This is a genomic window from Pseudomonas sp. UC 17F4 (assembly GCF_900101695.1).
GTDB lineage: Bacteria > Pseudomonadota > Gammaproteobacteria > Pseudomonadales > Pseudomonadaceae > Aquipseudomonas.
Genome location: NZ_FNKV01000002.1, coordinates 328962 through 342560, shown reverse-complemented (window position 1 = coordinate 342560; position 13599 = coordinate 328962). Strand labels below are relative to the sequence as shown.

At 63.3% G+C, this 13599-nt stretch carries 11 protein-coding genes; 1 reads left to right on the top strand and 10 read right to left on the bottom strand.

Going from position 1 to position 13599, the window contains the following annotated elements; translation table 11 throughout:
• Positions 1–10: 10 nt before the first annotated feature.
• From BLR26_RS26890 to pmbA, 6 genes are all read right to left on the bottom strand, one after another.
• Complete coding sequence (locus BLR26_RS26890; protein WP_045196335.1) at positions 11–904, bottom strand: ZIP family metal transporter; 894 nt, start codon at positions 902–904, stop codon at positions 11–13.
• A gap of 11 nt (positions 905–915) precedes the next feature.
• Complete coding sequence (locus BLR26_RS26885) at positions 916–1527, bottom strand: superoxide dismutase (RefSeq protein ID WP_045196333.1); 612 nt, start codon at positions 1525–1527, stop codon at positions 916–918.
• 1 nt (position 1528) lies between these two features.
• Positions 1529–1990: a hypothetical protein gene (locus BLR26_RS26880; protein WP_093388174.1), complete on the bottom strand. Its 462-nt coding sequence runs from the start codon at positions 1988–1990 to the stop codon at positions 1529–1531.
• A gap of 27 nt (positions 1991–2017) precedes the next feature.
• On the bottom strand, positions 2018–3394 hold the full coding sequence (locus BLR26_RS26875) for a class II fumarate hydratase (RefSeq protein WP_045196328.1): 1377 nt from the start codon (positions 3392–3394) through the stop codon (positions 2018–2020).
• A complete protein-coding gene (locus tag BLR26_RS26870) occupies positions 3387–3788 on the bottom strand; it encodes a FagA protein (protein WP_082075425.1) in 402 nt (133 codons plus the stop codon). Before BLR26_RS26870 ends, BLR26_RS26875 begins: the two co-directional genes overlap by 8 nt.
• A gap of 118 nt (positions 3789–3906) precedes the next feature.
• A complete protein-coding gene (pmbA, locus tag BLR26_RS26865) occupies positions 3907–5253 on the bottom strand; it encodes a metalloprotease PmbA (protein ID WP_093388171.1) in 1347 nt (448 codons plus the stop codon).
• 108 nt (positions 5254–5361) lie between these two features.
• On the opposite strand from pmbA, the gene yjgA reads away from it, so the two are divergent.
• Positions 5362–5883 (top strand): ribosome biogenesis factor YjgA, encoded by a 522-nt coding sequence (gene yjgA / locus BLR26_RS26860; protein WP_045196322.1) that lies wholly within the window; start codon positions 5362–5364, stop codon positions 5881–5883.
• Positions 5884–5925: 42 nt separating this feature from the next.
• On the opposite strand, the gene tldD is transcribed toward yjgA, so the two are convergent.
• The 4 genes from tldD to rng form a co-directional block, all read right to left on the bottom strand.
• Entirely contained in the window at positions 5926–7365 is a 1440-nt protein-coding gene (tldD, locus tag BLR26_RS26855) for a metalloprotease TldD (RefSeq protein WP_093388168.1), read from the bottom strand.
• A 2-nt stretch (positions 7366–7367) separates the two neighbouring features.
• Positions 7368–8219, bottom strand: a complete 852-nt coding sequence (locus tag BLR26_RS26850; RefSeq protein ID WP_093388165.1) for a carbon-nitrogen hydrolase family protein — start codon at positions 8217–8219, stop codon at positions 7368–7370.
• A gap of 8 nt (positions 8220–8227) precedes the next feature.
• A complete protein-coding gene (locus BLR26_RS26845; protein ID WP_093388162.1) occupies positions 8228–12043 on the bottom strand; it encodes a YhdP family protein in 3816 nt (1271 codons plus the stop codon).
• An 88-nt stretch (positions 12044–12131) separates the two neighbouring features.
• A complete protein-coding gene (gene rng / locus BLR26_RS26840; RefSeq protein ID WP_045196314.1) occupies positions 12132–13589 on the bottom strand; it encodes a ribonuclease G in 1458 nt (485 codons plus the stop codon).
• Between the last annotated feature and the right edge of the window lie 10 nt (positions 13590–13599).

The following is a 13599-nucleotide window of genomic DNA, read 5'->3' as shown; positions in this document are numbered from 1 at the left end:
CCCCGTTTTCTCACGAAAGCGCCGTATCCATCACCATCATCAGGCAGAAGCCGATGCACAGGCCCAGGCTGGCTAGCCGGTGATGGCCATTGCTGCGCGACTCGGGAATGATTTCCTGGGTCACGACCAGCAACATCGCCCCGGCAGCACACGCCAAGCCCAGTGGCAGCAACAACTCTGCCACGGTCACCAGCCAGGCACACACCACCGCTGCCAGCGGCTCGACCAGACCAGAAGCCGCACCAATCAGAAACGCCTTGAAGCGGGCCATCCCCGCCCCTGCCAACACCAGGGCGATCACCAGGCCTTCCGGCACATCCTGCAGGGCAATGCCCATGGCAAGGCTGTCGGCATCGGGCATGCCACCACCGGCAGACACGCCAATGGCCATGCCTTCGGGGATGTTATGGGCAATGATGGCAATGACGAACACCCAGATCCGCGCGGCGATCACCGGTTGCTGCGGCGTGCCGACCAGGGCCTCGGGCGATGCACCGGACACCTTGAGGTCGACCAGGTACAGGCAGAAGGCCCCGAACAGCAAGCCGAAGCTGACCAAACCACCGGCGCCCCATTTACCCAGGCCAATGGCCTGGGCGGCATCCAGCCCGGGAATGATCAGCGAAAAGGCCGTGGCCGCCAGCATCACCCCGGCACCAAAGCCCAGCAAGGTATCGGCCAACGCCACTGGCATGTTGCGGATCACCAGCACCGGCACCGCGCCCAAGGCCGTACCCAGGGCGCACAGCGCACCGCCTTCGAGCGCCCGTAACATGCGCGGCTCCAGGTCCAGCCAGGCGATACCCTGGGCCACCAGCAGGGCGAAGCCGACCAGCAGCAACAGGGTACCGAGCGCCAGGCGAAACAGCCGCACGCCGGCAATCGACATTACATCCGAACGCATTGCGCTGCGACTCACACAAGCGCAGCTGCGTAACGACGCTCTACCTCGGACCAGTCGATCACGTTGTAGAAGGCGTTGATGTATTCCGGACGACGGTTCTGGTACAGCAGATAGTAAGCATGCTCCCAGACGTCCAGGCCGAGGATTGGCGTATTGCCGTTCATCAGCGGGCTGTCCTGATTACCACTGCTTTCAACCACCAGGGTCTTGGCCGGGGTCACGCTCAGCCAGGCCCAGCCGCTGCCAAAGCGAGTCAGCGCAGCCTTGGTGAAGGCGTCCTTGAACGCCTCGAAGCCACCCAATTGCTCATCAATGGCCTTGGCCACAGCGCCTTGTGGCAGGCCGCCGCCCTGGGGCGACATCACGGTCCAGAACAGCGAATGGTTGGCGTGACCGCCGCCCTGGTTGATTACCGCGTTGTGCAATTTTTCCGGAAGTTGCTTGACGCTGGCCACCAGTTTTTCCACCGGCCACTCGGCATACTCGCTGCCTTCGACCGCCGCGTTGAGGTTGTTGATGTAAGTCTGGTGGTGCTTGCTGTGGTGAATCTGCATGGTCTGGGTATCGATGTGCGGTTCCAGCGCATCGTAGGCGTAAGGCAATGCAGGCAAGGTATAAGGCATATCACTGGATTCCATATTGTAGGACTGAAGGCGCGGCGCTTTCCTGGCCGGCATGCAGGGCCGGCTGCGGCTCGTGCCGGTAGAGCAGACGTTCGGTACGCGGGTACTGGCCGTACTCGCTGATGAAGCTCAGCAACTCGGTGTAGGTCTTGCTGCTGTGGCGCAACGCAGCTTCGCGCAGTATCGGCGCCATGCGCGGGTCCTGGGCGGTCTGCAACAACCGCTGGTGAATGGCGCACAGGTACTCGGCGCTTTCCTGCGGCTGATTCAGCCGCAGGTGCAGGTCAGCCAGATTGTGGTGGGCGATGACGCACACGGCCACCGCTTCGTCGGCGTCATGCCAGCGTTCGAACAACACCTGGGCAAGCGCCAGGGCTTGCAGATACAACTCGCGGGCATCGACCAACTCGCCCTGTTCGAACAGGCGGTTGGCAATTTCGGTGGTGCGTTTCCAGTGCTGCATGACAAACCTCCAGAGCGGTGGGCCGGCTCAGATCCCGCCGGCGGTGAGCTTTTCCGGATCGAGCAGCGCTTCAAGCTGGCTGCGCGGCAGGTCGGTGTTTTCGAGGGCTACGTCGATAATCGGGCGGCCTTGCTTGTAAGCGGTCTTGGCGATTTCGGCAGCCTTCTGGTAGCCGATGATCGGGTTCAGGGCAGTGACCAGAATCGGGTTGCGCGCCAGGGCTTCCTTGAGCTTGGGTTCATTGACCGTGAAGCTGGCAATCGCCTTGTCGGCCAGCAAGCGGCTGGCATTGGCCATCAGCTCGATGCTGCTGAGCAGGTTCTGGGCAATAATCGGCAGCATCACGTTGAGTTCGAAGTTGCCCGACTGCCCGGCCACGGCGATGGTCGCGTCGTTGCCGATCACCTGCGCGGCGACCATGGCAGTCGCTTCCGGGATTACCGGGTTGACCTTGCCTGGCATGATCGAAGAGCCCGGCTGCAAGCCTTCGAGCTCGATTTCGCCCAGGCCGGCCAGCGGCCCGGAGTTCATCCAGCGCAGGTCGTTGGCGATTTTCATCAGTGCCACAGCGGTGGTCTTGAGCTGGCCGGATACCGCCACTGCGGTGTCTTGCGAACCAATCAAGGCGAACAGGTTGTGCCCCGGAACAAATTCGACGCCGGTAAGCGCTGTCAGTTGCTGGCTGAAGCGCGCAGCGAACTCAGGATGGGCATTGATGCCAGTGCCCACGGCGGTGCCGCCCTGGGCCAGGGCTTGCAGGCTTGGCAAGGTGGCTTGCAGATGAGCAATGGCCGCCTTGACTTGCGCCGACCATCCACCCAGCACCTGGCTCATGCGCACCGGCATGGCATCCATCAGGTGGGTGCGGCCGGTCTTGATGAACGGATGCACCTGCTCGGCCTTGGCGTCGATCACCTTGACCAGATGCTGCAGCGCCGGCAGCAACTGCTCGTGCAGGGCCAGCGCGGCACTGACATGAATGGTGGTGGGGATGATGTCGTTGCTGCTTTGCCCGCAGTTGACGTGATCGTTGGGGTTGACCGTATCGCCCAGCACGCGGCTGGCCAGGGTCGCGATCACCTCGTTGGCGTTCATGTTCGAACTGGTACCGGAGCCGGTCTGGAAGATATCCACCGGGAAATGCTGCATGAAGTCAGCGGCCAGCAACTGCTCCACGGCTTTGACGATCGCCTCGCCGCGGGCCTGCTCCAGTTGCTTGAGCTCGATGTTGGCCTTGGCCGCAGCAGCCTTGGCCAGCAGCAGTGCGCGGATGAACTGGGTCGGCATGCGTTGCTGGCTGATCGGGAAGTTGTTTACCGCGCGCTGGGTCTGGGCGCCATACAGGGCCTCGGCTGGCACCAGCAGTTCACCCATGCTGTCGCGCTCGATACGGGTATTACTCATCATCAAGTCCTTGCATCAGTTCATCGTAGGAAATCGAAGGCAGCAGCACGCAGTTCGCCAGTTGCAGGGCGAAGGGCTGCCAGCGCTGGTTGTTTTCGCGCCGATCGAGGTTGCGCAGCTCCAGCAGCGGCCGCCAGGCCTGGTCCAGGCACAGACAGCGCCAATGCCAGGGCAGCGCGCGATCGCAGGCGGTGTCCAGCAGCAGGCGGAATGAAGTCAAGGCGATAGTCCAGGCGCTGGTATCGGTGCAACACACCAGGTAACGGCCTTCGGTGAGGTAGTGCTCGATCAGGCGCGGCTCGTCCGGATCGAGTGCACAGCGAATGCGCCGGCTCAGCCAGCGCCAGTTTTCCAGGTAGGGCAATTCGTGGAGGACTGGTTTCATGAACATCATCGCCTAGATAATGATATTCATTATTAAGTGATAATCAGAATCAGTTCAACAAAATGAAAAAAGAAAAACAAAAAGCCCGACACATGGCCGGGCTTCGAAGGGGGAGCAACACCGGGCGTTAACTGCCCGCGACGGTCATCCGCTCGATCAGCACCGAGCCTGTGTGAATATTGCTGCGGGTTTCCAGATCATTACCAATCGCGACAATTTGATGGAACATATCCTTCATATTACCGGCGATCGTCACTTCCTGAACGGCGAACTGAATCTCGCCGTTTTCTACCCAGTAGCCTGCAGCACCGCGCGAGTAGTCGCCGGTGACCATGTTCAGACCATGGCCCATCAGCTCGGTAACCAGCAGTCCACGACCCATGCGCCGCAGCAGGGCAGCCTGGTCTTCGACCCCATGGGTGACGAACAGGTTGTGCACGCCGCCGGCGTTGGCGGTGCTCGGCAAGCCCAGCTTGCGCCCGGAATAGGTACCCAGCACGTAGGACACCAGTTGGCCGTTTTCAACGAATGGCTTGGCATAGGTGGCCAGGCCGTCACCATCGAACGCGGCGCTGCCCAGGGCACGCTGCAGGTGCGGGCGCTCGTCCAGGGTCAGCCAGGTCGGGAACAGCCGTTGGCCCATGGCACCATCGAGGAACGAAGACTTGCGGTACAGGTTGCCGCCGGAAATCGCCGAAAGGAAGCTGCCGAACAGCCCCCCTGCCAGCTCGGCCGAGAACAGTACCGGCACTTCACAGGTGGGTACCGGACGCGCGCCCAGGCGGCTGGCTGCCCGTTGCGCAGCGCGGATACCGATGCTGCGCGGGTCGGCGAGCAATTCGCCCTGGCGATTGACGTCATACCAGTAGTCGCGCTGCATCTGCCCGTCGGCTTCGGCAATCATCACGCAGCTCAGGCTGTGCCGGGTCGAAGCGTAGCCGCCGATAAAGCCATGGCTGTTGCCATACACGCGACAGCCCTGGTGGGTGTTGAGGGTGGTGCCGTCGGCGTTCTTGATCCGCGCATCGGCATCGAAAGCTGCGGCTTCGCACTCCAGGGCCTTTTCGATGGCCTGCTCAGGGGTGATGTCCCAGGCATGATAGAGGTCGAAATCCGCATGCTCGCGGGCCATCAGCGCCGGATCGGCAAGCCCGGCGCACTCGTCTTCGGAAGTGTGCTTGGCAATTGCCAGGGCGGCGGCGACGGTTTCCCGGATCGCCTCGCTGCCGCTGGCCGAGGTGCTCGCCGAGCCTTTGCGCTGGCCCACGTACAAGGTGATGCCAAAACCCTGGTCACGGTTGAATTCGACGGTCTCGACTTCACGCTGGCGCACCGAAGTCGACAACCCCTGCTCCAGCGATACCGCCACTTCGCAGGCGCTGGCACCCTGGCGCCGGGCTTCGGCAATGATCTGTTCGACCTGTTCCTGCAACGCCGGCAGGGCCTGCGGACCTACGCTCTGGACTGCACTCATGGTTTTCTCCACTCAAATTCTGCGTTCGGCGCGGGTCAATCTACGACCGGACCGGACAAGCGGCCCCCGACTGGTTATCATGGCGGCGATTCTCAGCGGACTGCCCCCATGGTTGATTCTTACGACACCGCCTTTGACGGCGAAAAAAGCAAAACCCAGGTCAAGCGCGAAATGCAGGCGCTGGTCGAGATGGGCGAGCGCCTTACCTTGCTCAAGCCCGATACCCTGGCCAAACTGCCGTTGACCGACGAGTTGCGCGCGGCCCTGGAAGAGCACAAGCGGCACACCGCGAACGAGGCCAAACGGCGTCACAAGTCGTTCATCGGCAAGCTGATGCGCGACCAGGACATCGACGCGATCAATGCCCTGCTTGACCAGCTCGACGCCTCCTCGCGCCAATACAACGAGCGCTTCCACAACCTTGAGCGCTGGCGTGACCGGCTGATCGATGGTACCGACGAGGTCCTGGAGAAGTTCGTCCAGGAATACCCCGATGCCGATCGCCAGCAACTGCGCTCGCTGATCCGCCAGGCCCAGCACGAGCTGGCGCGCAACAAGCCGCCAAGCGCGAGCCGCAAGATCTTCAAGTACATCCGCGAACTCGACGAGGTCCAACGCGGCCTGCGTTGAACCCCGCACACGGGCAGGCGCCCTGCCTGCCCGGTTTCATCTTCATGCGCCGGTGCCACCGACGGTGATCGCATCGATCTTCAGGGTCGGCTGGCCAACGCCCACCGGCACCGACTGACCATCCTTGCCGCATGTACCGACACCGCTGTCCAGCGACAGGTCGTTGCCGACCATCGATACCCGGCTCATGGCTTCCGGCCCGTTGCCGATCAGGGTTGCGCCTTTGACCGGCGCGGTAATCTTGCCGTCTTCGATCAGGTACGCCTCACTGGTGGAGAACACGAACTTGCCGCTGGTGATGTCCACCTGGCCACCGCCGAGGTTGGCGCAGTAAATACCCCTTTTCACCGAGGCAATGATTTCTGCCGGGTCGCTTTCGCCGGCACGCATGTAGGTGTTGGTCATGCGCGGCATCGGCAGGTGCGCGTAGGATTCGCGTCGGCCGTTGCCGGTGCGGGCCATGCCCATCAGGCGGGCGTTGAGCTTGTCCTGCATGTACCCCTTGAGGATGCCGTTCTCGATCAGCGTGGTGCACTCGGTCGGGGTACCTTCGTCATCGACGCTCAGTGATCCGCGACGACCTTCCAGGGTGCCGTCATCGACAATGGTGCACAGGCTCGAAGCCACCTTCTCGCCCATGTGGCCGCTGTAGGCCGAACTGCCCTTGCGGTTGAAATCACCCTCCAGGCCATGGCCGACCGCTTCGTGCAGCAATACGCCCGACCAGCCGGAGCCGAGCACCACCGGCAGGGTACCGGCCGGCGCCGGGATGGCTTCGAGGTTGACCAGCGCCTGGCGCAGGGCCTCACGGGCATAGCCCATGACCCGTTCGTCGGTGAAATAGCGGTAGTCGGTACGCCCGCCGCCACCGTGACCGCCGCGCTCGCGACGGCCGTTCTGCTCGACGATGACACTGACGTTGAAACGCACCAGCGGGCGAATGTCGGCGGCCAGGCTGCCATCGGCGGCGGCGACCAGGATGCGCTCCCAGACCCCGGCCATGCTCACGGTGACTTGCTGGATACGCGGATCGAGCTTGCGCGTGGCGGCGTCGACACGCTTGAGCAGCTCGACCTTGTCGGCTCGGCTGATGACCTCAAGCGGATTGTCGGTGCCATACAGCTGGGTAACGTCCTGGCTGTTGAACGCCTGCACGCTGCCGTTCTGCCCGGCACGGGAAATCGAGCGCGCGGCGCGGGCCGCCGAGGTCAGGGCTTCGAGGTTGATGGCGTTGCTGTAGGCAAAACCGGTCTTCTCGCCGGACTGGGCACGTACGCCCACGCCCTGGTCGAGGTTGAAACTGCCTTCTTTGACGATGCCGTCTTCCAGCGCCCAGGATTCGGAAATCTGCCCCTGGAAGTACAGGTCGGCGGCATCGATGCCCGGCCCGGCCAGCTCGCCCAGCACTGACTGCAGGCTGTCGAGGGTCAGGCCGCCCGGCGCCAGCAGGTGTTCGCTGACAGTGGATAACATCTCGCTCATAGTCACTCCGAGGTGTGCGCAGGCCGCAAGGCGTCCTGCGAGAAAAAGCGCCGGTGCAAGGTCACCGGCATCCGCGCCCGGATGGACGCCTGTTCGCTGCTGTCACGTTCGCCCAGCAGCACGGCTTCGCCGCTGGCCTGTTCGGCGACGATGCGCCCCCAGGGGTCGACGATCGCCGCATGGCCATAGGTTTCCCGGGGCCCCGGGTGAGTTCCGCCCTGGGCCGCGGCCAGGACATAACACTGGGTTTCAATCGCCCGCGCGCGAATCAACACTTCCCAGTGCGCGGCACCGGTCACGGCGGTGAAGGCCGACGGCACACTGATCAGCTCAGCCCCGGCCTCGCGCAGCGCGCTGTACAGCTCGGGGAAGCGCAGGTCATAGCAGACGCTCAGGCCCAGGCGCCCGACCGGGGTATCGGCGACCACTACCTGGCCGCCATGGGCGTAGTCATCGGATTCGCGATAGCGGCCACGGTTATCGGCGACATCGACATCGAACAGGTGCAGCTTGTCGTAGCGCGCCACCTGCTCACCGTGCTCATCGATCAGCAACGAGCAGGCATGGGCCTTGGCTTCGGCCTGGCCGACCGGCGGCAGCGGCAAGGTCCCGGCCACTATCCATAACTTGAGGTCACGGGCGGTCTGTTTCAACCAGGGCAGGATCGGGCCTTCGCCCAGCGCTTCGGCGCGGCCGATTGCGGCGCTGTCGCGCCGGCCCATGGCAGCGAAGTTCTCCGGCAGCACGGCAAGCCGTGCACCGCCTGCGGCTGCCTGCTCAAGCAGTTGCCGGGCGCGCACCAGGTTGGCCTGAACGTCGCTCTGGCTGACCATCTGGATAACCGCTGACTTCATCCCGGCTCCTAGCGTGATTTTTCGAAAGGTTTGATAAAGCTTATCTTAGGCTCTTTCCACGGACCCTCGACGCGATAATGCACGCTGGCGTAGCGCGCCACCCGGTCACCGAGCAGGCGATCAACCAGGAACAGCGCCCCGCCGATGGCCGGCGCGCCGACGATCAGCGCGGCAATCGGCAGGTTGTTGGTCACCGGCAGGGTCACCAGCAGGTTGGCGTCGACCCGGTCACGGACCATATCCAGGGTGCCGTCCAGCTCAAGGTTGCTGGAGGGGCCGGTGACGGTGATCGGTTCGCGGGTCACATACACCCCTTCACTGGCCACCAGCAGGCCTTTGACCCGGTCGTAGCTCAGGCCCTTGTCGAGCAAGTCGGAGAAGTCCAGACGCAGGCGCCGGCCAATCGAGTTGAAGTTGAGCAGGCCGAACACGCGCAGGGCCTGGGCGCCACCTTCGACTTCGACGAACTGGCCTTTGCGCAGGGCGGCGTCGAGGCTGCCGGAGAAGCGCTTGAGGCCGACCCAGGCTGGCGAGCCGGGCCAGCGGCCGTCGACATCCAGGCGAAAGTCCCGGCTGGTGACGGTCGGCGCAAAGTTGAAAGCCTTGAGGATGTCCACCAGGTTCTTGCCTTCCAGACGGCCCTTGTACCAACTGCTGCTCGCCCCTGGCGCCCCTTCCCAACCGCCATTACCGTCGATCTGCAGGCCTTTGACACTGACATCGAGGTCATTGAGGGCGATGCCCTTGGCAGTCGGACGAACTTTGACCGCCCAGCTGCCGAGCAGGTCATCGCCACGGAACAGCTTGTCGATGGAAAGATCAACGGCCGGAATCTTGCGCGGATCAATACTCGCCATCGGGTCCGGGCCGTCATCGGAAGACGCTTCGGCGGGGTCGGCGGCCGGCAGGTGAATGGTCTGCAGGTTGATTACCATCGGCGCGCCCTTGGCATCCGGGATCCGCGCGTTACCGATGACTTCCTTGCTGTCCAGGCGCACGACCCAGAGGTTGCCACCGCGATCGACACGCACCACCGCCTGCGCCAGGTTCAGGCCAAAGCCCTTGAGCTGGCCAATACTCAGGTCGACGCCACGCAGCGTCTGCTTGGCACTGCCACCCGGGTCGTTGCCGGCAAAGCGCTCGAACTGCTTCTGCCAGGGCTCCAGGTCCAGCTCGGCCAGGCGACCGCGCACACGCAGGCCCTGGCCAGGCGGCAACTGTGCGGTACCGGCGCCGAACAGCAGTTCACCGCGGCCCTGGTCGAGCTTGTCCATGGGCGCGGCGTAGATGGCCTTGGCAACGTCGGCATAAGTGACATTAAAGCGCCGCTCCGGCCCCTGCAGCCCCATGCTGAACTGGCTGTTGCGGGTCTCGTTGGCGGCCTTGCCGAACGGCGCGGGCAAATCCACCGCCAGGCCCTTGAGGCTGGAATCGACAGTCAAGGTGTTGTCGCGGCTGCCCAGGCTGACCTGCAACTGGTAAGGCAGCTCCCCGGAAAGCGGCAGGGCCTGTTTGACCTGCAGCCAGTCGGTCAGTGACTTGAGCGGCATCTGCCCTTTGGCGTTGATGCGGGTCTGCATCTGCCCGGGCTTGCCTTCGGCAAAGATCTGCGCGGTGATCGGCTTGTCGAAAGCCCGCGCACTGATGTTCTCGCCGCTCAAGCCTTTGTCGAAGTCAAAGCGCAAGTCACCCTTGAGCTGATGGAGTTCCAGGGCAGGTGAAGCGATCTTCAGCCGTGCATCGCGAACATTGAAGTCAACGACCACCTTGGGTTGCTGGCCTTTGGCCAGGGGAATATCCAGCTTGAGCTTGCCCTTGAGATCGCCCTCGCCCTCCCAGCCGGCAAACATCGGCCCGGTGCCGATAGGCGCGTCCTGGAGGATCTTCAGGCCGTCGCCAAGCCCGCCGTCAAATTCGCCGTCCAGGTACAGGTGATTGTGTTCACCGGCGGCAACATGGGGAATGTTGACCTCGACGTTGCGTACCTGAGTATTGAGTAACTGTCCGCTTTGCGCCTTGATGCGCACACCATCGTCGTCGATAAACACGTCACCGGCGACTTTCTGCACCTGAGGCCAGCCGGGCTGAAAATCCAGGGCGGCGTCATGGACTTTGAAGAACAGGCTGATACTGCGGGCCTGCTCCGAGGCGCCGTGGTTGAGCGAGCCCTGGTACTGGAAGTAACCCTCATCGACCGCGCCCTTGAGGATCGCCGTGCGCAGCCATTCATCCAGCGCCGGGCTTAGTACTTCGGGCAGGTACTTGGCGGTGTAGCGGCCATCGCCGTCGACCAGGCCGACGCGCAGGTCCATGTAGTCTTCACGGGTTTCATCGAACAGCAGGCGAATGAGGAAGTCGCCGGCAATCTTGCCCTCCTCGCCCAGCACCTTCAGGTACGGCGCGATCAGGGTGAAGCCTTCCTGGTCCAGGCGCCAGGTCAGGCGTGCGTTGGCTTTCTGGTAATGCCAGGGTTTCTCGAAGATCGGGTACAGGTGCAGCATGAAGGCATCGGTATCCAGGCGCAGTTCGCCCTGGCCGAGGTCACCGCTGATACTGCCGCTGACATTACCGGCAGCCGGTGCACCGTGATAGGCGTCAAAGCCAACCCGCTCAAGGTTGGCAGCAAAACTCAGGCGCTGGTCGCCGGTGGCTTTAGGCCGCACATCCAGGCGCACGTTACGCAAGGCCCCGGTGACCTTGAGGCCATCGACCACGGCCATGAGTTTTTCCGGCAGCGGCGCCAGCGCGTCGATCAGCGGCGTAACCGGGGTCAGGTCGAGACGGTCGGCCTGGATCGCCCAGGTTTCCTCGCTCGACTCGGTCGCGGCCGTCTGCTTGAGCTGCACATGGGATTCCCAGCGGGTCTTGCCCAGACTCATGGCCAGCGAGTCGACCAGCACCTCCAGGCCCTTGTCGCCGCGCTGGAACCAGGCATTGAGGGCCAGGTTGTCAATCTGCACGGGCTTGCGTTCGGCATGATTGCCGCGCAGCTCTGGCGCATTCAGGCGCACCACAGCGCTTTGCAACTGGCCCTTGCCCCAGTTCAGCCACAGCTCGCCACCGGCGCGCAGCTCAGTGGCCTGCCACTGGCCCAGCAGGCGTGGCGGCAGCCAGCGCGCCCAGTCGCTTTGCGGCAGGCTCAGGTAGGCATCGATTTCACCGTCGCGCCACTGGCTGGGGCGAATCCGGCTGCGCAGGCTCAACGCCAGTGGCTGGCCATCGGGCAAGGTCAGCCGCGCGTCCAGGCGCTGGCGCACACTGCCGGTCTGCAGGCCGAGGCTGACGTAGGTGAGGGTCATGGGTTCGCGCTGGAACGGCTCCAGGGTCACCTGGCTGTCGACCACGGTGACTTTCGACACCACCTGGATCTGCTTGAGCAGTTGCTCGGGGTCGAGTGGTTTGTCGTCTTTTTTCGGCAGGCCTTCCAGGGCCCAGGCGCCGTTCTGGTCCTCGCGCAGGCTCAGTTGCAGGCCGCCAACTTCGAGGTTGGCCAGGCGCACCTGGCGCTCGACCAGGCTGGCCCACAGGTCCGGCACCAGCCTGACGCCGTCCAGGCGCAGGGCACTGGGCCCTTCGCCGACCTGGATATCGCGTACCCGCACGATCGGTGCCAGGCCGCTCCAGTGCCCTTCCAGGGCACCGATATGCACCGGCAGGCCCAAGGCTTGCTCGGCCTTGTCCTCGACCTCGGCACGGTACTCGGCCACCAGCGGGATGAACTGCCGGCCGAGACTGACATAAAGCGCCACCAACACCGCCAGCAAGGCACTGATGCCCAACCCCCAGCGGGTCAAGGCGCCGAGAACGCGCATCAGTCGTTCCATGCCTGTGGCCCTCCAGATCGTGCCTTAACTATGGCCGCAACCCGGCGGTTTGCCAGCCGGCGCACTGCGCAATGTTGTTCAGACCGAGTCAGAGGAGCACCACATCATATTGTTCCTGGGAATACATGGACTCGACCTGGAAGCGAATGGTTCGACCAATGAAGGCTTCAAGTTCGGCAACGTTACCCGATTCTTCATCCAGCAGGCGGTCGACCACTTTCTGGTTGGCCAGCACCCGGTAGCCTTCAGCCTGGTAGGCGCGGGCTTCGCGGAGGATCTCGCGGAAAATTTCGTAACAGACGGTCTCGGGGGTTTTCAGCTTGCCCCGGCCCTGGCAGCAATAGCAGGGCTCACAGAGTACCTGCTCGAGGCTTTCGCGGGTGCGCTTGCGGGTCATCTGCACCAGGCCCAGCTCGGTGATGCCGATGATGTTGGTCTTGGCGTGGTCGCGCTCCAGCTGTTTTTCCAGGGTCCGCAGTACCTGGCGCTGGTGCTCTTCATCTTCCATGTCGATGAAGTCAATGATGATGATCCCGCCGATATTGCGCAGGCGCAGTTGCCGGGCAATGGCGGTGGCCGCCTCGAGGTTGGTTTTGAAGATGGTCTCTTCAAGATTGCGGTGGCCGACAAAAGCCCCGGTATTGACGTCGATGGTGGTCATCGCCTCGGCCGGGTCGACTACCAGGTAACCGCCGGATTTGAGCGGCACCTTGCGGTCCAGGGCGCGCTGGATCTCGTCTTCGACGCCGTAGAGGTCGAAGATCGGTCGCTCGCCCGGGTAGTGTTCCAGACGATCGGCGATTTCCGGCATCAATTCGGCGACAAACTGCGTGGTTTTCTGAAATGTTTCCCGCGAATCGATGCGGATCTTCTCGATTTTCGGGTTAACCAGATCGCGCAGAGTGCGCAGGGCCAGGCCGAGGTCTTCGTAGATTTCGGTCGGCGCGCCAACGGTCTTGATCTGCGCGCCGATCTGCTCCCAGAGCCTGCGCAGGTAGCGGATGTCCATGAGGATTTCATCGGCCCCGGCGCCTTCGGCAGCGGTACGCAGGATGAAACCACCGGCATCCTGGATATTTTCCTGGGCGATGCAGTCAGTCACCACCTGCTTGAGGCGCTCGCGTTCGGCTTCGTCTTCGATCTTCAGCGAAATACCGACATGACTGGTGCGCGGCATGTACACCAGGTACCGCGACGGGATCGACAGCTGGGTGGTCAGGCGCGCGCCCTTGGAGCCGATCGGGTCCTTGGTCACCTGCACCACCAGGCTCTGGCCTTCGTGCACCAGGGCGCTGATGCTCTCGACCGACGAGCCTTCGCGCAGGGAGATTTCCGAGGCGTGGATGAACGCCGCACGGTCCAGGCCGATGTCGACGAAGGCCGCCTGCATGCCCGGCAGTACCCGCACCACCTTGCCTTTGTAGATGTTGCCGACGATGCCACGGCGCTGGGTGCGCTCGACATGCACCTCCTGCAGTACACCGTTCTCCACCACCGCCACGCGTGATTCCATCGGTGTGATGTTGATCAGAATCTCTTCACTCATGGCAGGCTCT

Bases quoted from the DNA above. Each gene is read 5' to 3' on its own strand.
- yjgA (WP_045196322.1), top strand. From the start codon at position 5,362: ATGGTTGATTCTTACGACACCGCCTTTGACGGCGAAAAAAGCAAAACC.
- BLR26_RS26870 (WP_082075425.1), bottom strand. From the start codon at position 3,788: ATGATGTTCATGAAACCAGTCCTCCACGAATTGCCCTACCTGGAAAAC.
- tldD (WP_093388168.1), bottom strand. From the start codon at position 7,365: ATGAGCGAGATGTTATCCACTGTCAGCGAACACCTGCTGGCGCCGGGC.
- BLR26_RS26880 (WP_093388174.1), bottom strand. From the start codon at position 1,990: ATGCAGCACTGGAAACGCACCACCGAAATTGCCAACCGCCTGTTCGAA.
- BLR26_RS26875 (WP_045196328.1), bottom strand. From the start codon at position 3,394: ATGAGTAATACCCGTATCGAGCGCGACAGCATGGGTGAACTGCTGGTG.
- pmbA (WP_093388171.1), bottom strand. From the start codon at position 5,253: ATGAGTGCAGTCCAGAGCGTAGGTCCGCAGGCCCTGCCGGCGTTGCAG.
- BLR26_RS26885 (WP_045196333.1), bottom strand. From the start codon at position 1,527: ATGCCTTATACCTTGCCTGCATTGCCTTACGCCTACGATGCGCTGGAA.
- BLR26_RS26850 (WP_093388165.1), bottom strand. From the start codon at position 8,219: ATGAAGTCAGCGGTTATCCAGATGGTCAGCCAGAGCGACGTTCAGGCC.
- BLR26_RS26845 (WP_093388162.1), bottom strand. From the start codon at position 12,043: ATGGAACGACTGATGCGCGTTCTCGGCGCCTTGACCCGCTGGGGGTTG.
- rng (WP_045196314.1), bottom strand. From the start codon at position 13,589: ATGAGTGAAGAGATTCTGATCAACATCACACCGATGGAATCACGCGTG.
- BLR26_RS26890 (WP_045196335.1), bottom strand. From the start codon at position 904: ATGCGTTCGGATGTAATGTCGATTGCCGGCGTGCGGCTGTTTCGCCTG.